We start from the raw sequence: 20,896 nt of genomic DNA, 5'->3' as shown, positions 1-20,896 counted from the left end.
CGGAGAGGTTATCATTATACAGACATCTGTATGACGTCTGATTTTAAACCATTTATTCGACATACAAAAACTGATTGGTACCAAACAGGACATGGCACAGTGACGCCAATGCTTCCTGCCGGGGATCTTTGACTTTTTTCGCCTGATATTCCTGTAACTGCAACTGATAATGTTTCTCCAGCGCCTGCATCTCTGCAGCCGACGGTTCATGACTCAATGCGAGCTTCCAGGCGGTCTGCACCAGTTTCTTTGGAGCAGTGGATTTTTCTGCTGTCGCCAGCACCCGTTTTGCAAACGCGACAGACTGCTCCCGCATGAATTCGCTGTTCAACAGCGCCAACGATTGCGTCGCCACGGTAGAAGAAACCCGCCGCTCGCAGTTCGGCTCCATACTCGGTGCATCAAAGGCATTCAGCATCGTGACCGGCTGAGTCCGTCTTACCTGGATATAAATGGAACGCTTTAATTCCCGCCGATCGGGAGAAACCTTGCCCGCCCCCACAGTAATGATTCCACTGTCAGCCAGGGAGACCGGGATCGGTGCGCCAAACTGGTCTCGATTCAGTTCGCCACTGACGGTCAGAATCGCATCGCGAATCGATTCCGCTTCCAGCCGCCTCAGATTCATCCGCCAGAGCAGTCTGTTATCTGCGTCGACCGCCATTGCTTTCTCGGAATGAGAAGTGGAGGTCTGACGATACGTCCGCGAGGTCATGATCAAACGGTGAATCCGTTTTAATTCCCAGCCATGCTCCATGAAGTCGGCTGCCAGCCAGTCGAGTAGTTCGGGATGCGTGGGAGTCGCGGCGCGTGAGCCGAAATCACCTGTCGAATCAACAATCGCCTGACCGAAATGATGCATCCAGAACCGATTCATCAAGACGCGAGCCACCAGCGGATGCTGACCACTGGTCAGATAGCGGGCAAACGCCAGTCGACGCCCCGACGTTGGCACTGCAGGATCATTGACGGGAAAAGTGTTTTCGGTTTTGGAACCAACAACCGTCAGCCCGCCCGGCGCAATCATTTCTGATTCGGGTGAGGACATATCCCCTCGATAAAAGACAAACGTTTCAGGCAGATGCTGCGTGTCTTCGGTCGCAACCCTGATATATTCAGGTTGAGGAATCTGTTTTCTTAGCTTGTCTGCTTCAGCCTTCACATCTTCGTAGCGTTTTGCCAGTTCTTTGCCATCTTTATAACGGGCCAGGAACAGATGCAGACGTCCGGGGACCAGCAGATCCAGCATCGGATATTTCTTTTTCAGGAAATCGCTCTGTTCTGCAGTCCGTTCTTTGATCGCTGTTTCATAAGCGGTTTTGGCCCGTTCACGATCTGCTTCAGGAACTTCCTTCAAAACCCGTTCCGCGATCAACTGTGTCACTTCTGCCTTGATCTGATTATGCTGCTCATCCAGTTTTTTAACCTGCGCGGCCAGTTCTGCCGCTTTTGCTTTTTCTTCCTTTGACATCAGCGCCGCACGGCGGCTGGCCGGTTTCCGCCACTTGTCGGCATCATACACGGGAGCAATTACAGCGCGCAACCGATAAAAGTCTTCCTGGGGAATCGGGTCAAACCGATGATGGTGGCATTCAGCACAACCTACGGTCATCCCCAGTAAAGACGATGACATGATTTTCACGGTTTCCGTAATCACCTGATTCCGGGCCAGGGCAGGGTCCATCGGACTCGATCCCGTTCCATCCGGAGCCAATCGTAAAAACCCGGTCGCTGTCAGCTTGTCACACACTGCAGGATTCTGGTCTACCAGTTTCTGCGCTGTGGCATGCGTGGCTCTAATCAGTTCGTCACCGGCCAGTTGCTCTTGAATAAACTCATCCCACGGCTTATCTGCATTCAATGCGCGAATCACATAATCGCGATAATGCCAGGCATCCGGGCGAATCACATCTTTATCGTTGTAGCCTTCTGAATCGGCGTAGCCGGCGACATCCAGCCAGTGTCGCGCCCAGCGCTCACCATAATGCGGAGACGCCAGTAGACGATCGATCATATTCTCGTACGCATTCGCTGATGCGTCTGCCAGATACGTTTTCACATCTTCCGGAGCAGGGGGGAGGCCCGTCAAATCAAAGGCAGCCCGCCGGATCAACGTCAGTCGATCTGCTTCTTCAGAAAACCAGAGCTCTTTCTTAGCAAGCTGACGGGTCACAAACGCATCAACCGGATTTACGGTCGATGTATTTCCTTCTTTGGAAAGACGCGCGACTTCTGGAAGTTTAACTTTACGAATGGGTTGAAATGCCCAGTGAGAACGTTCGGCTTCCGTCATCAGAAAATCACCGGGTTTCACTTCGCCGGCTGGTTCCGGTCCCGCGGCGGCTCCCTGGTCGATCCATCTGGCAATCACGGACACTTCTTCGGGTTTTAAACGCAGTTTCTCATCCGGAGGCATGTCGCCTGATTCCACATATTGAAACAGCAGGCTGTCAGCATGATTGCCGGGAGTAATCGACTCTCCCGAATCACCGCCTTTCAAAATCAAACGCTTTAACCGCAGATCAAGTGCGCCGGAAAGCTCTTTTTCTTCCCCGTGACAGTGAAAGCAATAGGCCTTGAAAATCGGGCGGATATCTTTTTCAAATGTCAGTTGCTCATTCGAAGCGCCAGCAGAGGGGCACCACGCAAACAGAGAGATCAAGCCGGGCAGCAATAGTGCATTCACACGGTAAAACAAAGCGTTGTTCCTTCATGTCGGGGAACATCTTTTGGGCGGGAGTCATTTCGCTGAACTCAACGAATATAACTACAGTGGTGGGAATCTTTTATAACGTTTATCGGCTGTAAAGTCAAATTATTTAACTTTACTTACCGCTTTCCGAAACCATCCACGAAAGACAACATTTTCAGCTGCAGACGAGAAGGGATCGAAATCACTGAGACTCACGTGAGTTACAGCAAACCGCATCTGATTATTCTCGCACCAGGGTCTGTTCCACCATCGGGTCAGATAATTCTTCCGGCTCTTCCATTGCAGGCACCTGGGAACGTTTTGCATACCGTGCCAGCAATGCGGGTAAAAAGACCAGATCTCCAAACAGGGCAGACGAAATCGTCAAACCGCTCATGATCGCGAAGATCCGCTGATCGCGCATATCGCTGAAGATCACCGTCGAAAAGCCGGCCACCAGAATCACCGTCGTCATAATCAAAGCAGTCCCCACGCCGGTAAATGCACGGCGGATCGCCTCTTCGTCGCTGTCGACCAATAGCTGTTCTTCCCGGAACCGGGTTAAAAAATGAATCGTATCATCGACGGCTATCCCGAGACAGACTGTGAAGGCACACACGCTGACGATCTCCAGGGACTGTCCCGTAAACACCAGAAACGTTCCGGTCACAGCCAGGGGAAACATATTCGGGATAATCGAGATCAACCCCAGTCGCAGCGAACGGAAAGCAAACGCCAACACCACCAGAATGATAATTGCGGCACTCCCCAGGCTCGCGGCGAGATCCACGACAATCTGGTACAGGTTCCGCCAGCGCCAAACAGCAGACCCCGTCAGCTCAAATTGAAAATGGGGGTGTGCGGCACCAATCGTTTTCAATCCCTCTTCGATTCGTGTAAAGGTGGGTCCATAACGAGCGATACCCAGATCCTGCACGTGAAAACTGACTTCAGCCTGATTTCGTTCCGGCGTATAAAAAGCGCGTTTCAGCGGGGGAGGCAGCAGGTCCATCATCGACATCCGCTCTTCCGGTTTGCCTTCTCCGGGCAACGCTCCCAGGATATTGCGAATTGAAATCGGATGGCCGATCAATTCCTCTTGCAGCAGTAAATCGTCTACTTCACTGATGGCAACCAGCACTTCCGGAGAATCGGAGGGCACATCATCGTCCCAGGTGACATGCACCCGTGAATGTTCCAGCCCTCCCATCGCCCGGTCCATATGATTCAGCGCCACAGCCGCCTCCGAGCCATCAGGCAACATATTCGCCCGCCGTTCATCTGGACGCAGTGTCAATGATATCAAAATCAGAATGGCGGTCACACCAATCCCCAGCGAACTGATAAATCGTGTCCGCTTGAGAACCATCTCGATAATCACGCTGATGCGTCCCAGATGCCGGTCGATGATTCCTTTCCCATAACCAACATGAATAGAACGTCCCAGCCAGGTACGACAGGCCAGGGGGATTACGGTGATCACCGCGATGAAAGTCAGCAGCACTCCGACCACACAACTGTAACCAAATTCGCGCACGGTTTCATGATGGGCCAATGACAGCGAACCAAAGCCGATGGCTGTCGTCACCGAGGTCAACAGGCAGGCCAGTCCGACTTCCTGAACACCTCGCCGGGCCGCATCACGCCCACTCAACCCGGCGGCCCGGTGCTTTCTGATCTGCACCATCAGATGTACGCCATCCGTCAGTCCCACCAGACTCAACAAAACCGGCAGCACAACGTCATTAAACGGATTATCCTGAAAGTCCAGGAACTGAATGAACCCCATCGTCAGAAACACGCCGAACATTGGTGCCAGCGCAACGATGATCACGGCAGAGATCCCTCGAAACAGAATCACAGCCATAAACAGGATCATGCCGTATCCAATGACCTGGTATTTCACCTTGTTGGCATTGTGCGTCCGCACTGCGGTCAGATATATCGGCACGCGTCCGGTCGTCAGGAAAGAGAAATCGGCTCCCGGATATTTGGCAGCAACCTCGCGCGCCACATCCTTTAATCCGATCGTACAGGCGTCATCATCCGTCACATGCAGCCAGTCGAACTTGATCATCAGCAACAGCGTCTTACCATCCACTGACAGCAGTTGCCCGCCCACCAGTGGATGGGCGACCGTTTTTTCTTTAGCAGCATCCAGTCGTTTCTGTGAAGCCCGTTCGTTGGGAATCAAGGGTTCCCGCAAGCCGAAGATATTCAGATTGGGAATATCTTCCAGCCAGAAGACGCTACGCACATAGTCCAGTGATTCTATCTGCTCCACAATTTCACGGAGGGCTTTAATTCGTTCCGGGGTGAAAAAGTCTTCCGAATCAATCACCAGAATAGTATCGGCATCAGTCAGACTGATCGGATCGACATCTGGCGGCGTTTCCCGTACTTTTCGCGGTTTTTCCGGTTTCTGCTGCTGTACCTGTTGTACCGGAGCTGGTTTAAACCAGTCGCGCACCTCTTCAGGCATTGTATAACCCAGCAGCGCAATTCCACTCAGCAGCAGAATGAACAGCGTGACCATGACAGGATGATCGGCCATCCAGACAGAACATCGATTAAACGCGCGAAACACTCTCGATTCTCTTTCTGACAGTAGGGACAGGCGATTCAGGTAGAATCAGATTCAATACCTCGGGTTCATACTTCGCGTAATACTTCAAAGCAATTATCGTTTCCAGAGGTCCTCTTTACCGATAATGCCGTCTCCGTCGTGATCTCGATAACGTCCATAACGTTGCGTTGCCAGAGGGACCTCATCCACATCCACTTGCCCGTCCTGATTTCTATCAAAACGCTGAATGAATTCGGCGACTAATTGCTCATACTTCTTTTTACGTTGCTCGTCCGCCTCTTCCTGACTGGGCTTTTTATTACGAGCAATCTTTTCAACCTTCTTCTTTTTCCGGGGTTCAGCAACTTCGAAAAAGGCAATCGCCATTTCTTCCCAGGTCTGATCTCCCCAGGTCACGTACTCGCTGGGATCGGGGTTGAATGGATTCTCTTTGGAATTATCAAATTTCACAGTAAATTCCAGCGAGTCCACATCATCCAGTTTCATGGGCTGACTCAGCTCGTAAATATGCTGCCAGTTGAAATCGTAGTTTGGCACATCCAGCAGAATTTCCGATTCGTCCTTCTGCTTCATAAACAGCCGAAACGATTTCCCCCGTAAATGCATATGTGGCGCAATCGCCAGCAACTCTGCTTCCGCGGGAATACGTCGCACTTTTGCAGTCACGGGAAAATCATTGGCGTGCGGCGGAATTTCAAACTCCTGATCAATGCCAATCAGCGTGAAGACTTCGTGCGTGATCTCTTCCTCTTTGCCAAACAGGAGACCCACTTTGGAAATATCTTCCGCGACCGAGCCGTTCGGCGTGTAATGCATCTGAAACACCAGCTTCGAACCAGCGGGGACCTTACGGGCCCGTCCTTCAGGCAGTTTTTTGATCCTTTGACCCGGCACATACGCGGTTAACCAGCCGATACCTCGAAAGTCGGCGCCATCCGGCGGACGAATAAAAACAATCGCATGATGCACGACAGAGCGATTGCCCGGCAGCACCTGCGCTCCGGTCACCCATTTGTCTTCTGTAAAACCAGGATCGACAACAAAATACTGATATTCGACCACACCTTCCGCGGGAACCTGAAACGGTCGTTTCCGCATCTCGAAGACCGCTTCCGGAATTTCCGGCAGATGCCAGCCTTCACGGAACTCGGGAAGTTTCGGCATGTTTTTCACATCACCATATGGCATCCCCCCGGCAACCCAGTCGCGGAGCACTTTTTTATCCTCATCCGACATGAAACGGGCATTGGCATAATGACCATATTTCGGACTCGCGTGCCAGGGAGGCATGCGTCCGTCATCAATGGTTTCCAGCATGGTATCTGCCCAGCCTCTCACTTCATCATAGTCGGTCAGACTGAAGGGCGCGATTTCGCCTTTACGATGGCATTCCACACAATGTTGATTCAAAACCCGCACCACTTCGTTACAGAACGTCAGACTGGTCGTCACTTCTGTTTTTTTGACGCGTCCGATGAAACAGCCGTTCGGTTCGGTCACCGCCAGTTTGACTGGATTCCCCGACAAAACCTGGTCCAGCGCGTTCTTCAGATCATGGGAAGTCGTTTCGGCTCGAGAAATCCCCGGCAGATACTGATTATCGATCCGTCCCCGATATTGAATCACCAGGTTCTCGTCCAGCACAAAGACTTCCGGGGTCCGCACCGCCTGATAGCGATCGGCGATTTCATTCCCGTAATCCTTCGCCATGGGAAACTGAATCTGATATTTTTTGACGTATGCCTGCACGTCTTCCAGCGAGTCCTGCTGGTTACTGTTGACGCCAATCAAGCGTACGCCTCGCGATCGATAGGACTCCTGCAGTTCATTTAACCTGGGTCCATACAACCGTGCCAGCGGGCATTCCGCTCCCAGAAAACAGACCACCGTCACTTTTTGATCGGGCTGTTTCTTGAGTTCAACAGTCTCACCGGAAGTAGTGGGCAGACGAAATGTCAATTCAGCGGAGGAAGCAGTGGCAGATGGTTTCTCCCCCCAGAGAGAACTTCCGCAAACCAGAATCAAGAATACTGAAAAGCTTACACAGCGACGAAACATAGCACGATCCTTCCTCCTGTAGTTTAGATAGACAGGAGCTGTATTGTATCAACTGGCCGGAAACCCCCGCAAGACCCACTGTACGGAAATGAAGCCCGTCTCGTTGATTGCATAAATTCATTTGGATATACTCGACCTAACTTGAACAGGTTTCAGATTTTGGCAAAAGTGTGAAGATTGTGTTTTGTTGTATCGGAATCGGTTCACTGCAGTGTGCTCCTGAAAAACGACAAAGGAAGGCGTAAAGTGAAAGCTCCACGAAGCGGCGGCGGCTGGAAAGCGATTAAATACAGTCTGACTCTGGCAAACCGGGTGGGCTGGTGGAAACTCTGGAAGTCCATGCGTTCCAAAAACGCCTGCAAGACCTGTGCTGTCGGCATGGGTGGACAAAAAGGGGGTATGGTTAACGAAGCAGGTCTGTTTCCCGAAGTCTGCAAAAAATCGTTTCAGGCGATGGCTTCCGACATGCAGCCCGCGGTCGCTTCCGACTTCTTCGCAAAACACAATATCGACCAGCTGCGTTCTTTCAACTCGCGAAAACTCGAATACAGCGGCCGACTCACCGAACCACTGCTGCTCTCTCCCGGTGAAAAACATTACAAACCCATTTCCTGGGATGCGGCTCTTGACCTGGTGGTCGACCGCCTGAAAGCAGCTGGCCCCGAGCGGGCGTTTTACTACGCCAGTGGTCGTTCCTCGAATGAGGCCGGCTTCCTGTTCCAGATGATGTCGCGACTGATGGGCACCAATTATGTCAACAACTGCTCCTACTATTGTCATCAGGCCAGTGGAGTCGGTTTAGGCTCCAGCATCGGCACTGGAGCGGGGACGATCAAACTGGAAGACCTCGAACACACCGATCTGTATATCCTGATCGGCGCCAACCCGTCCTCCAATCATCCGCGACTGATGAAAGCCTTCATGGAAATCCGGCGGCGGGGTGGCAAAGTCATTGTCATCAATCCGGTCAAAGAATTGGGGCTGGTCAATTTCAAAGTTCCCAGTGACGTCCGCAGCATGCTGTTCGGTTCCAGTATCGCATCCATGTACGTGCAGCCGCACGTCGGCGGAGACCTGGCGTTACTGACCGGCATCGCCAAGGTCGTACTCGAACAAAACGCTCACGACAGCAGCTTCATCGCTGCGCATACTGAGAACTTTGAAGCCTTCCAGGAACAGGTCAACCAGACCAGCTGGGACGATATCATCGCCCAGAGTGGTGTCGACCGCGATACCATTCAACAGATCGCCGACCAGTATATCTCTGCCAAAAATGTCGTCATCGGCTGGTGTATGGGCATTACCCATCATCTGCATGGCACCAATAACGTGCAGACCATCGCCAATGTCTCTCTGCTGCGAGGCATGGTCGGTCGCCGCCAGGCGGGGCTGATGCCCATCCGCGGGCATAGCAACGTGCAGGGTCTCGGGTCGGTCGGCGTCACACCAGGTCTGAAACAGGCCATGCTTGAACGCCTGGAGAGTCAACTCGGTATTCAGGTTCCCACGACACCCGGCTATGACACGATGGCCTGTATGGAAGCATCGCATCGCGGTGAGATCGACTTTGCGTTCTGCCTGGGAGGCAACCTCTACGGCAGTAACCCCGATACGAAATACGCGCTCGAAGCCATGAGCCGCATCAAAACCATTCTGTATCTCTCCACGACCCTCAATACGGGTCACGTCTGGGGCACTGGTGAAGAGACGCTGATTCTCCCCGTCCTGCCGCGCGATGAAGAGCCACAGTCGACCACGCAGGAGTCGATGTTCAGCTACGTCCGCATGAGTGACGGCGGGAAATCCCGGTATGAAGGCCCCCGCAGCGAAGTTTCTATCCTCGCTGCCATCGGCCAGAAACTGTTTGCCGGCGACAACCGCATCGACTGGAAGAAACTGGAAAGCCATTCCGCCATCCGCGAACTGATTGCCGACCTGATTCCCGGCTACGAAAATATGCATCAGACGATTGAATCCAACAAGGAATTCCACGTCACCGGTCGTGCGGTCGCGGAATACCAATTCCCCACGGAAAGCGGCAAAGCAAAGTTCCACGCCATCCCGCTGCCCGAGATCCCCGTGGATGACAATCAGTTAAGACTGATGACAGTCCGCTCGGAAGGGCAGTTCAACAGCGTCGTCTATGATGACGAAGACATCTACCGCGGCCAGGAACGCCGCGACGTGATCCTGATGAACCGGGCCGACATCGATCGCCTGGGCCTCAAACCCGATCAGCGGGTCAAGGTGAAGAGCGAAGCAGGAGAGATGCCTTACATCCTGGTCCGCGAATTCGACGTCCGCGCCGGAAATGCTCTGATGTATTACCCGGAAGCGAATATCCTGGTTCCACACACCGTCGATCCGCTCTCGAAAACCCCCGGTTTTAAATCAACACGGGTCACGCTGGAAGTGCAAGCAACAGTTTAAAATCACACCATCCCGTCCACATTATTTTAGTTGGTTTAAGAACGCTTAACCAATTGGGATCTTATCAGCTGGCAACGATCTCCTTCAAAAACTCAATCTGTGCAGGATCTTTCCACCAGGGTCCCGCATAGATTTTGAGTTCATTTCCAATTGTAATATCATTCACCGCAGCATAAATGCCGTTGGAGATCGTCGGAAATTGTTTCTGTAATTTTTTCTGATCCAGCTTGATGTTCGCGAGAATATCGATCTTCATCCGTCGAAAATGGATTTTGTTACATGTCACAGTCGGGGCGAGGCGCCATCCAACTGCTCCCTGTAACATATCCAGAGTCGGTTTCCTGTTATCTTCCAGACACCGCATCTGGATTATGGGACAATAATAAGCGAGATACTCAAACACATGCCCACAATCGACAATTACTGCAGCCCCCCCAGTTAGATTGATTCCAGCTAAGTTTCTGAAACTCACTCTCCGTATAATAACTATTAATCGATTTCCCATCTGAGGACACAGGAAACAGGATCACATCTCCCTGCTTCAGGAGTAGCGATTGTGGCTTTTTCAGAGTTTTACGGGGCTTTTCAATGACCGGCTGACACAGTTTACTTCGTAATTTCTGTAGATATTTCTCTCGCTTCTTTAGCTCTTTCGCATCCATCCCCAGCGATTCCTGCATCTGCAAATCTGAATGGGAATCGATAATTTTAAGCGATCGAGAAAACACATCCGGACAGTCAATACCCCGCTTATGAAACTGGTCCGCAAGAACCAGCCAGAACGTAGTATACTCTTCATTCGTTTCCCGGCCGGCTTCTTCAGTAAACGCTTCCGCCAGCATTTTGATTAATTGCTCTGACTCGAAGGGGAGTTTCACAATTGCAGCAACAGCACTTTTGAGATCGAGTGCAATATCATTAGAGTAGAGCCCGGCTCCCCAGCTTCCCATGACTGTTGCTTTCTGAGAATAAACAGATTCAAAGGTTCGATCAGGAAACTCCGCGAAGTTTTCGAATTCCCCAACCAATCCCCAGAAAAACGGCGGCCCCCACTCCTGCGCAAACCAGATGAAATCCGAGTGTCATCAAGATATGGGAAAGGCTTGGCATCAGCGCGGCCAGCTCACCGGAACTTCGAAGCCAGGTTCCTGCTTCATAATAATAAAATTGGAACAGGTTCACCTGCATCAGTGTCCCCGGCGGACCACCTACCGCGGTAAACCTAAACCAAAATCCCATTGCGAAAAATACAATCAGAAACCCTGCCAGAAACCAGCGTCGCAGTCCTTTGGGTTTTGTTTTTGTTTCCAGTTGTCGCTCGTCAGATGTCATAATCGACCTCTAAAAATTCAGAATCGCCAATGCGAATCATGCTTTCATTTATCGTTTTTTTACAATGTCAGTTGTTCTACCTGGGCTGGCTTAGACGGGACTCTGCTTCTGAGTTCATTAATAAAGGTTTGGTCACCTTCATCCAGGGGAGAGAGAAACAGGAGAAATACATCGTCATCCGTCGTATTGATTTCGACTATCGTATCATCGATGAAGTTTCCCTCTTCCACAACAATGATCTCTGTTACATCTTCATAGTTCGCTGCGTAGACCTCTAATACTCCCTCGATTCTCTTCATACGAAACGACACGTTGATCAGTCAGCAGATTCCCGTCATCTGAAATGGAAGTCAGACCCGTCGAATAAAAATAAAGAACGGTTTCATCCGGCCTGATGATTCCTTCATCCAGAAGCAACTGTAAGTCGCTTTTTGACAGCTTGTCTCCTGCAGTCACTTCAGGAGAGACGAAGGTTCCACTTTCAGCCAGAATCCCAAGTCCGAACAAGCTTACTCCCAGTATGATTAAACTCAGAACAATCCCCCCGACAGGAATCACGAAATAGTAAAACGAGACAGGTGTGGACCGGTAACTGGAATCCGCCTCTTTTCTTAAGCGGTGGTAGGCAAAGGTGCCTCGAATGCCCTTCCAGTAGAAGTAAAGCCAGATCATGGTAAACAGAAGCCCCGAAGGTCGCCCGTTCTCCAGCATTATAAAGATTTTTGCTAATATGAAATAAATAACGAGGGTGACTGCGGCAGTTCTCGAATAGAATCGGAGTCCCACCCAGCACGCCACCACCAGGGCAACATCGATGAAGTTAATCGGATCAGCAAATGGTCCGAACACGCCTTCCGCAGAAGTGACGATGGCAACGACGATGACTAAGGTACTCATAGCCGCTGAAAGAAACGCAGCGATGGAAGCCTGCTTTATATCATGAGTGGCATCATCCAGATTGTATTGAAATTTCACTCTGTTTCCCTGACTGTTTTCAATGAATCAATTTGCTGCAAATCGCGTCACCTGCCATCACAACATTTGAATAGATTCATATGAACAGCACAAGAGTTGATTTAATGTTATTCAATAGACTTCACTAAAAACCAGGTGAGACCTGAAGGCTTAAGTCCACTCCAGCCCTTTGGGCGGCACCGTTGCAGAATAAACCACGTGCAGCACCCGGCGGCGCTCTGGCAGTTTCGCAGCACGGGAACGGTGCACCAGCAGCGGTCGCATCAGCAGCACTTCCCCCGGACCAGCAGGGCAGACTTCAAACGCCTTTTCAGCGAACTCTGCCACTGCATCTTCATCCAATCGTTCATGCTGGCTGCCGGGCACCACTTCCAGTGCCCCATTCACACCCGGGCACGCATCCAGATGTAATCGAAGCGCCAGCAGTTCCCGTTGCACTTCGACGGGCGGTTCGACGTATTGGACTCCCGCTTTGATTGACCAGTTGGTCCAGCGGAGATCATCTGTTGTACCGCTAATTGGCACGAACAGATCCTGATGCGGCGGCACAAACCAGTTCGCACCGGGTTGTTTATCGAACAGCGTCGCACTGACTAATGCAACCGTTTGTCCCAGGACTCCGCGTGCCAATTCCACCAGTGCACCGTGCTCAAGCAGAGGCCTGAGAGCTGGCACTGCGAGGTGCGCATTCCGAATCGCGTAACGGGTACCATTGCGCCGCCGACGAAAGTTCTCCTGGACAACCGAGTCGAGCACCTCATCCAGAACGTCATAAGCACAGGCAGGCAAGGGGGCCGACAGTTTCTGGTAACCTGCCTGTTCCAGTTGACAATCTATGATCTCTGACATTACCCGGCTTTTCCTGTTTGAGTATGCGATATCCGCTTTGCAATGGGGGCTCAAGCAGGAATGTTATCAATCAGGATGACGCATTCAAAGTCCATTTCATTTCTTCGTTCTATTAGTCCGATTAGCAGAAAAACCGTATGTTTCTGCAGCTCTTTCCAACCCAAGGTTGAAAGTCATCTTCAGGAATGACAAAATGTACATACCGTTATCCTGAGTTGTCTGTTATTCTCATCTGCGTTCGAAAGGTGGCTCTCTTGCGATTCGCTCCAGTGGGAATAGGGTTGGTTTTGCTCCTCAGTTCCTGTTCCTGCCAAAAATCTGATCCGGCACCTGCCTTTCAACAGAATCAGGGTGGCGTAATACCCGTTGACGGACCCTCTGCCAATACCGAAGAACAGCGACTCTCTCCACACAAAGTTATCAAAACCGAACCAAGTCAAGCGGATCAGGCCAGTCTCTCAACAATTTCACATCCTGAGTTGACCGATGATCGGCTGACAGTAAAAATGCCGGGAACCTGTCGTGCCGTCGCCGTCGGAGGAGCAGGACGGTATCTGATTTTTCATCTGGACCAGTTGCGGTTGCTGGCGATCTTCGATGTGTCCGCAGCCCGCGTGACGGAATATCTGCCTGTCGAGTCCGATGACATCGCCTTTACCGCGGGTCTTGAGAAACTGGTAGTCGTGCTCCGCGATCAGCAGAAAATACAACGCGTTGATCTTCAGACACATCAGCTGGAATTGACGCGTCTGCTGAATAATGGAGAAGTTTCTCAGATCAGTATGGGTTCTGCTTCAGCAGGCCCGATCTTTCTCTGTCGTGGAGACATGTCCGTCAATGCAGAGAATTTTCTCGATCTGCAGACTCTGGAACCAGCCCACCTGAAACGCGGTGGGAGTGACTGGAAGTTCAAAGGCGTCAATGCCCGCGACTGTATCGTGCATGCTTCCGCGGATGGCACGGTATTTGGAGTCGCACGCCCGGGTATCGCATCACACAGCGGCTATGGAAACCTCATCATCAAACGAAACCAGATTCAGGGGTTCTATCAGGACCGAAATCTCGGAGTCAGCCTGCCTGGCCCGGACGGAAGTCTGATCTATTCCTTCTCGGGAATTTATACGAACACCCTCAACCAAGTTCTGGCGGAAAATCATTCTCGCGCGATTCCCGCTTCTCTCGGAAATCTGTATATGCGAGTCAGGGCCGACAGTCCGAATGTTACAATCCATCAGCAGCATGATCCCCGGCCACTCCTTACCATTCCCCAGGTCGTGCCTTCCATCTCCAGGCGTGACTGGCACAAGGATTTCTTCGTGGGAGAAACTCCTCAGATAGTACGTCTGCATTATTTCCCCGATATGGATCTGCTGGCTTACCTCCCCGCCACCAACAGTCAGGTTGTCCTGCATCGGGTTCACCTGCAGCAGGCTCTGGACAAGTCGACCCTTGATTATCTGTTGATTACCAGCCAACCCAGGAATACTGCAAAACAGGGAGACTTCTACCAATACCAGCTAAATGCCAAAGCAAAGCAGCTACCGATTCAGACCTCGATCGAAGTCGGCCCGGAAGGTATGACGATTACTCCACAAGGTACCTTGAACTGGCAAGTCCCAGTAGAATTCAAACGGGAGACAGAAACGGTCATACTTTCAGTTAAAGATGCAACCGGGCAGGAAGTTTTCCAGACCTGGCAGATTGAAATCCAAGGTCAGAAAATTCGAAAAAACAAGACAGCATCTTCCGTTACCGGAAAACCATCTCCACTACATCAGCCTGAACCTGGCACTCACCAAAAAGCGACGATTCCAAAAGCCACTCCAACTCAGCCTGAACCGCATCATCGGACAGTCAACCTCCCGGGAAGCATTGATGATCTGGTCGTCGGTGGCGGGGGACGTTACCTGATTCTGCATCTTCTTGATCTGCATCAGCTGGCGGTCTTCGACACGAACAAATCAGCCGTTGTAAAATATATCCCCGTTGATTCTGACGACATCCTGTTCACGGCTGGAGCAGATGATCTGATCATTCTGTTGCGCGACAGGCAGATTTTTGAACGCTGGAATCTCAAGACCTTTCAGCGCGAACTCAAGGTTACTTCCCCCATTGCTGATCGGATCGCTGCCCTGGTAATGGGGTACGATTCCACGGATCCCCTTGTGCTGTTTACTGGCGACGACATGAGGAAGATGAAGGTTCATTTCTTCAATCCTGAGGCGATGCGAAAACGGAAGTATCAGTCGCCGTATCCTCTGCGCATCTCTGTTGAACCGCACCACGTCAAAGCCTCCGCTGACGGGACGCTGATCGCCTATGGAGCCGCGGGGGTGCTGATTCTGGAAGACCAGAAGGTCAGTAACCATCCGACGCAGATTCCCTCTCCCTTTGTCCTGCTCCCCAGTGCAGACGGCTCAGTCGTGTATACACCACACGGATTCATGTCGCGACAGATGACTCCCATTAACCGGGACGACCCACGCAGTATTCCCATCCCTTCCGTGCAGCCCGGCTTTTATCTGATGGCAAAAAAACAACCACAAAACAAAACGAAAAAAGAGCTTTACCTCTACTCTAAAGGGGCAAATACCCCATTGGCTCAATTGACCAGCGTCAACCCGACCCTCAGTTTCAGTGAACGTCAAAAGGCTCCCGGTCCGCATGTGATGGCGTTGTCGAAACATTTCCAGTATTTGCCCTTCGAGAATCTTTTGATTCAAATCCCCGCTACGAATCAGAGTCTGATTCTGCACGAGATCAACCTGGAAAATCTGCTGAAACAGTCGGACCAGGACTATCTGTTTGCCGTCTCACATCCACTGTCAGCAGCCATCCGCGGAAAGCACTGGATCAGCCAGCTGGATGTCAGATCGAAACAGGGAGGTGTGAAATATCAACTCGAGGCGGGGCCTGAAGGCATGTCTGTTTCTTCTACGGGCCTGCTCTCCTGGCAGGTTCCCGCCGATTTTCCGAAGTCCAGAGTCTCACTGATTCTGTCGATCACAGATACTTCAGGTCAGCAGTTATTTCAAACCGATAGACTCAAAGTAAAAGGCACCAGCCGTCAAACAGAGACAGCCCCCCAGCCGGACTCCTCTCCAGCAAAGAATGTTTCGACACAGAACGCAGAACCAGTTATCGCCACAAAACCGGACCGTGAGGAACCGCTGACTGCGAGAAAGCCATAACAAGCCTCTGGTATCAACGTCGATGAAACGTTTTTTGTATTAACGGGATGATGGTTTGATCCGTAAAACACCCAGATATAATCCGGTCAGCACAGACAGATTCACCAGAATAACACTGACTATTACAGCAGCCAGCAGATACATCGAGAAAACTGTCAGTGAAAATCGATTTGTGTTATACAGCCCGAAATTATAATAGACGCCCACCAGGTAAATCAGCCCAAAACAGCCAAACACGATTCCCGTAAGGTAGACAGTCCCGACTTTCAAACCAAATTGTGACAGACACCGGCTCCCCGTTGCCCACAGACAGAGCAGCACCAGAAAGATTCCATATACCATTCCACTCACCACACAGATTCCCTGAAAGAATTATCCATAGATCAGATCAAAACAACTCAGCGATACGACACAATAAATAACCGCCTGAACGGAAACAGCACTTTTCCATTTGCCTGGAGCGGATAGGCGGCTCTGTAGCGTTCCAGTAATTCTGTTTCGAAGCGGGCGCGGTCGCGATCATCGGGTAATGCTTGCAGGTAGGGCCTGAGTCCCGTCCCGCGGAACCATTCCAGAATCGCTTCCACGTTCTCCATGATATGGATGTACTCAGTCTCCCAGAGTTCCAGTTCGGAACTCTGAGGCGCCAGCAGGTCGTAATAAAATAATCGCGATTCAGAGCCCAGCGCCTGCCGCGCCTCTGCCGTCTGCTCAGACCACTCCGGCCGCTCAGAGACTTCCTTGACAAGATAGTGCAGGGGAGAGTCATAATGCATCGGTAGTTGCACGGCCAGAGCTCCTCCCGGTACCAGAAAGCTCATCAGTCGAGGAAAGATCGCTTCATGGTCGGGCACCCACTGCAGTACCGCGTTCGAAAAAATCAAATCATATTTCGTTTCCGGTTCCCAGCTGGAAATATCCACCTGAAACCAGTGCACCGCAGGCTGAGATTCCCGCGCGGTTTCCAGCATCTCAGCCGAGCTGTCCAGCCCGCTGAGTTCCGCTTGAGGCCAGCGTCTCGACAGCACCGCGGTACTGTTTCCTGGACCACAGCCGACATCAACAATCCGCCGGGGGGCTTCCAGCCGCACCCGTGCCGCCAGATCGATGGCAGGCTGCGTCCGTTCACGCTGATATTTCAAATACTGATCCGCATCCCAGACAGGCATTTCTGCAATTCCTAAACTGCCATTGAACTCTGTAGCCCTGATCCAACAGTTGCTCTTGTGACAGCATCAGGACAATAATTCAGGACAGCAGGTTCACTGACAATGGAATTCAAAAGCGGAAGGATCTAGAGTTCATCACATTTAACCATAGTGTCTCTCAATTTAATATACTCGGTCTAAATGAACCTGAAGACGCGACAGTAAAAATGGACTACGTCAATCTGATCAATATCCCTTTTCCCTCGGGTGCCATTCTGAATTAAATTCAGAATCCGCTTCTGTCTGTATCACCCAGAACTTTTCGAATTTTCTGAGCCAGCTGACCGATTTTCGCCGGTTTTTGGATCAATTCGAAATCGTCGCCATATTCCAGAATATCACCCATCATACCCGATAACAGGATGACTTTCAGATCAGGATCGAGTTGCGTCAACTCTTCCGCCAGTTGCTGTCCGTTCATATCCGGCATATTAAAGTCGGTTAATAACAGTGAGATTTTTCCGATGTGGGATCTGGCTGCCTGGATTGCTTTACTCGGACCTAACGCCTTAATGACAGAGTAACCTAATTTTTCCAGTAGCGCTGATACCACGGTAAGCACAGACTCCTCATCATCGCAGACAAGCAGAGTTTCAGTGCCTCCGGTAATCGGGTCATGCGAAGTAGCGGGAGCGATATTTTCTGCCTCTACTGTTTTTCCCTGATCCTGGGGGAGATAGATTCTGAATTCTGTTCCTTGTCCCAGTTGACTCTCCACTGAGATAAAACCCCCATTATTGGAAATATCTCTGAAAACTGTGGAAAGCCCAAGCCCGGTCCCCATCTCTGCCGGTTTCGTCGTGAAGAATGGTTCAAAGATCTGCTCTACGGTTTCTGCAGACATGCCGCAGCCATTATCAATTACGGAAATCTGCGAATAGGAACCGGGAAGGGTACCATACTCCCGAGCAATCTGATCTTCTGTAAATAGAGCATTCTGTGTACTGATTGCCAGCGTTCCCCCCTCAGGCATCGCATCACGTGCATTGACAACCAGATTCATTAAGGCCTGTTCTATTTCCGCTTCGTCTGCCCAGGCAGGCTTTGTATTCGAATCCAGGTTCACTTGAAGTTTGATAGCTTCGCCCAGGATTCGCTGATACATATTCTGATGAACGGTGATCAACATGTTCAGATTAATCCACGATGTATTCGGTACTTTCTTTCGGCCGAAAGACAACATCTGCTTTACCAGTTCGGTCGCACGCTCACCAGAATTTTTTATTTCCTGTATCGGTCCGCGATATTCTTCAGGTAACTCGTTTTCTGCTGTCATTAGCAACAGTTCCGCATTCATATTAATCCCCACGAGAATATTATTGAACTCGTGAGCCACTTCAGCCGCCAATTGACCGATTGCTTTCATTTTCTGACCATGCTGCAGCTGAATCTGCAGTTGCCTGTTTAATTCCCTCGCATGTTTCTGCTCAGTAAGGTCTTTGTACATTACCAGCAATAAGGGTTCCCCGGCCGTCTGGATTAAACAGGCATAGCATTGGATGGACCGTTTTTCACCGATTTTGGTTTGAAGTAACGTTTCCTGATCGTATACCATCCCTTCTTTATGCGCGATGCCGACGATTTCCTGCCAGCGAACTGTATCAGCAAATAGATTGAGTTCATGAATTGTTTTTCCTATCACCTCTTCACGTGCATACCGGGCTGTAATCAGAAAAGACTCATTCACATCAATCAATCGTTCGGTATTGAAATTGATGATCACCTTACCCAGCGGGTTCAAATGAAATATCTTTGAGAAACGTTCTTCAGAAATCTGTAAAGCCCGTTCGTTTTTTACTCGCACGATTTCATCCCGATGAGCCTTGATTAAGGTCCCGCCGGTGATAAGCAGGGGTTTAATAAATTCGACATATTCTTCATCGTACCCCGCTGGTCGGTTTGCAATAACCGCCACTCCAGCCAGTTTCCCCTGTGAGTAAATCGGCAACCCGAGACAGGAATTCAATTCCGATTCAAACAGATCTTGAGCCAGGCTGCCAAGTCGCGAATCTTCACCGGATTGACAGGAGATAACCGCTTCTCCACTTTTCACAATCTGATCAAAAAAAGTTTTCAGATGCCCCGATTCCAATATTGCCGAAAGCGGACCGGTATGAAATCCCGGTAATTCATCCTGTGCGGATCGCCGTTTGCTGGCGCGAATTATAAAAGATGTTGAATCTGACTCCTGAACTTCTGCGATAAATCCAAACTCGCTGTCTGAAGTATTTAATAAGGTCAGCAATAGATCTTCAAACACCTGATCAGAATTCGAATCGACAATGTAATGCTCCAGCAGATTTCGAATCGATTCAATCAAATGAAATGAAGTACGTAACTCCTCTTCATATAAAACCTGCCGGGTAATATCAGTTCGAACACCGGCAATCCCGCCTCCTGCCGTTTTTTGTTCCGAGATCAATAACCAGCGACCATTTCTCAGTTTTTGCCGATAACTACCTTTTGGATTCTGATGTTGTTTTACTCGCTCCCGAACCCATTCTTCTTCTCTGCCCACAGCATCCGCGATTTGCCCTCTTTGAGCGGAGATTCGGATATGATCTTCAAATCGTTGCCCGGGGATCAGGATGTCTGCGCTTTCCACATAGAATTCGCGGAACTTGGAATTACACATTACCAGCCGGTCATCGGCATCATACAATGCGAATCCTTCCGTCAGAGATTCGATCGCTTCTGTTAACTGGACACGCAATCGATGCGATTCCTGTTCGCTTTTCAACAGGTTCTCTTCAACCTTCGCTTGTTCAATGGCAATCGCTGCCAGATACACAGCCTGCTCAATGAGCTGCAGATGAAACTGACTTGGTCTGCAGGGTTTATGGTAGTAGATGGCGAAGGTACCCAGAACGGCGCCCGTTGAGGAGTGGATCGGCGCAGACCAGCAGGCGCGCAGATCATAGATTCGCGCCAGTTCCTTAAATTCTTCCCATAAAGGATCGTTTGCGATATCTGCGACGACAATCTGTCGATTTCTAAAGGCGGCTGTCCCACATGATCCCTTGTTCGGCCCAATTTTTGTTCCATCAATACTCCGAATATAGTCTTCTGGCAAGTTGGGGGCGGCACCATGCCTGAGCTGATTTTCGTCATCCAGCAATAGAATGGAACAAATCATTTCCTTGCTGTTTGTTTCGATATAGTCAACCAGGGTATTCAGGGTATCTTTGAGAGAGACCCCTTTGCTGATCAGTTCCAGGATAATTTTGATATCTGGTAATACCTTTAAGGTTTTCTGTTCTGCAAGAACCTCGATACCATCATCATTCATCTGGCTGTTTCCCATTACTTGTTAACAGAAACACTACTGACAAATATTTTCTTATTTTGCTCTATGACTATACCAATTATCCAGATACAGTAGATTCCACTTAATATCGAGCATTCTCTCTTCGTCTATTCTAAACAGATTCCTGTAATTTACGACACCATTATTTTCTATGTTTTGATAAGCGATAAGATTGAGACCAAACTATTAATCACAAATCATGAGGGTTTGCCCTCAGTGAAAGCTGATTTTAAGGTCGTATTGCCTGTTACTGATTCATCGAGATCA

Annotated in this window: 14 protein-coding genes; 2 read left to right on the top strand and 12 right to left on the bottom strand. The window is 50.3% G+C overall.

Going from position 1 to position 20,896, the window contains the following annotated elements:
* Positions 1-52: 52 nt before the first annotated feature.
* The 3 genes from GmarT_RS13645 to GmarT_RS13635 all read right to left on the bottom strand — a co-directional run bounded on the left by GmarT_RS13645 (position 53) and on the right by GmarT_RS13635 (position 7,337).
* On the bottom strand, positions 53-2,698 hold the full coding sequence (locus tag GmarT_RS13645; RefSeq protein WP_002686262.1) for a DUF1553 domain-containing protein: 2,646 nt from the start codon (positions 2,696-2,698) through the stop codon (positions 53-55).
* A gap of 235 nt (positions 2,699-2,933) precedes the next feature.
* The gene (locus tag GmarT_RS13640; RefSeq protein WP_002686263.1) at positions 2,934-5,246 is read right to left on the bottom strand and encodes an efflux RND transporter permease subunit; all 2,313 of its coding nucleotides are present in this window, start codon (positions 5,244-5,246) and stop codon (positions 2,934-2,936) included.
* Between the two features lie 126 nt (positions 5,247-5,372).
* Positions 5,373-7,337, bottom strand: coding sequence for a redoxin domain-containing protein (locus tag GmarT_RS13635; protein WP_149302849.1), 1,965 nt, complete (start codon positions 7,335-7,337; stop codon positions 5,373-5,375).
* A gap of 246 nt (positions 7,338-7,583) precedes the next feature.
* Between GmarT_RS13635 and GmarT_RS13630 the strand changes: the two genes are divergently transcribed.
* The gene (locus GmarT_RS13630; protein WP_002686266.1) at positions 7,584-9,767 is read left to right on the top strand and encodes an FdhF/YdeP family oxidoreductase; all 2,184 of its coding nucleotides are present in this window, start codon (positions 7,584-7,586) and stop codon (positions 9,765-9,767) included.
* Positions 9,768-9,831: 64 nt separating this feature from the next.
* On the opposite strand, the gene GmarT_RS13625 is transcribed toward GmarT_RS13630, so the two are convergent.
* The 6 genes from GmarT_RS13625 to GmarT_RS13600 form a co-directional block, all read right to left on the bottom strand.
* Positions 9,832-10,092, bottom strand: a complete 261-nt coding sequence (locus GmarT_RS13625) for a hypothetical protein (RefSeq protein ID WP_002686267.1) — start codon at positions 10,090-10,092, stop codon at positions 9,832-9,834.
* A 70-nt stretch (positions 10,093-10,162) separates the two neighbouring features.
* Complete coding sequence (locus tag GmarT_RS13620; protein ID WP_002686268.1) at positions 10,163-10,717, bottom strand: hypothetical protein; 555 nt, start codon at positions 10,715-10,717, stop codon at positions 10,163-10,165.
* A 40-nt stretch (positions 10,718-10,757) separates the two neighbouring features.
* Complete coding sequence (locus GmarT_RS13615; protein WP_002686269.1) at positions 10,758-11,099, bottom strand: hypothetical protein; 342 nt, start codon at positions 11,097-11,099, stop codon at positions 10,758-10,760.
* Positions 11,100-11,158: 59 nt separating this feature from the next.
* The gene (locus GmarT_RS13610; RefSeq protein ID WP_149302848.1) at positions 11,159-11,398 is read right to left on the bottom strand and encodes a hypothetical protein; all 240 of its coding nucleotides are present in this window, start codon (positions 11,396-11,398) and stop codon (positions 11,159-11,161) included.
* On the bottom strand, positions 11,352-12,074 hold the full coding sequence (locus GmarT_RS13605; protein WP_002686271.1) for a hypothetical protein: 723 nt from the start codon (positions 12,072-12,074) through the stop codon (positions 11,352-11,354). The genes GmarT_RS13610 and GmarT_RS13605 overlap by 47 nt, the downstream gene beginning before the upstream one ends.
* Before the next feature lie 150 nt (positions 12,075-12,224).
* Positions 12,225-12,923 carry a phytanoyl-CoA dioxygenase family protein gene (locus GmarT_RS13600; RefSeq protein ID WP_002686272.1) on the bottom strand — a complete coding sequence of 233 codons (699 nt, stop codon included), beginning with the start codon at positions 12,921-12,923 and terminating at the stop codon, positions 12,225-12,227.
* 254 nt (positions 12,924-13,177) lie between these two features.
* Between GmarT_RS13600 and GmarT_RS13595 the strand changes: the two genes are divergently transcribed.
* Complete coding sequence (locus GmarT_RS13595) at positions 13,178-16,114, top strand: hypothetical protein (protein WP_149302846.1); 2,937 nt, start codon at positions 13,178-13,180, stop codon at positions 16,112-16,114.
* Positions 16,115-16,153: 39 nt separating this feature from the next.
* On the opposite strand, the gene GmarT_RS13590 is transcribed toward GmarT_RS13595, so the two are convergent.
* The 3 genes from GmarT_RS13590 to GmarT_RS13580 form a co-directional block, all read right to left on the bottom strand.
* Positions 16,154-16,465 carry a hypothetical protein gene (locus GmarT_RS13590; protein WP_149302844.1) on the bottom strand — a complete coding sequence of 104 codons (312 nt, stop codon included), beginning with the start codon at positions 16,463-16,465 and terminating at the stop codon, positions 16,154-16,156.
* A 47-nt stretch (positions 16,466-16,512) separates the two neighbouring features.
* The gene (gene tam / locus GmarT_RS13585) at positions 16,513-17,283 is read right to left on the bottom strand and encodes a trans-aconitate 2-methyltransferase (protein ID WP_002686275.1); all 771 of its coding nucleotides are present in this window, start codon (positions 17,281-17,283) and stop codon (positions 16,513-16,515) included.
* Positions 17,284-17,548: 265 nt separating this feature from the next.
* Complete coding sequence (locus GmarT_RS13580; protein ID WP_187782364.1) at positions 17,549-20,611, bottom strand: GAF domain-containing protein; 3,063 nt, start codon at positions 20,609-20,611, stop codon at positions 17,549-17,551.
* Positions 20,612-20,896 lie beyond the last annotated feature (285 nt).

This window comes from Gimesia maris, from assembly GCF_008298035.1.
In the GTDB taxonomy this organism is placed as follows: Bacteria; Planctomycetota; Planctomycetia; order Planctomycetales; family Planctomycetaceae; genus Gimesia; species Gimesia maris.
This window is presented reverse-complemented; position numbering and strand designations above follow the sequence as displayed.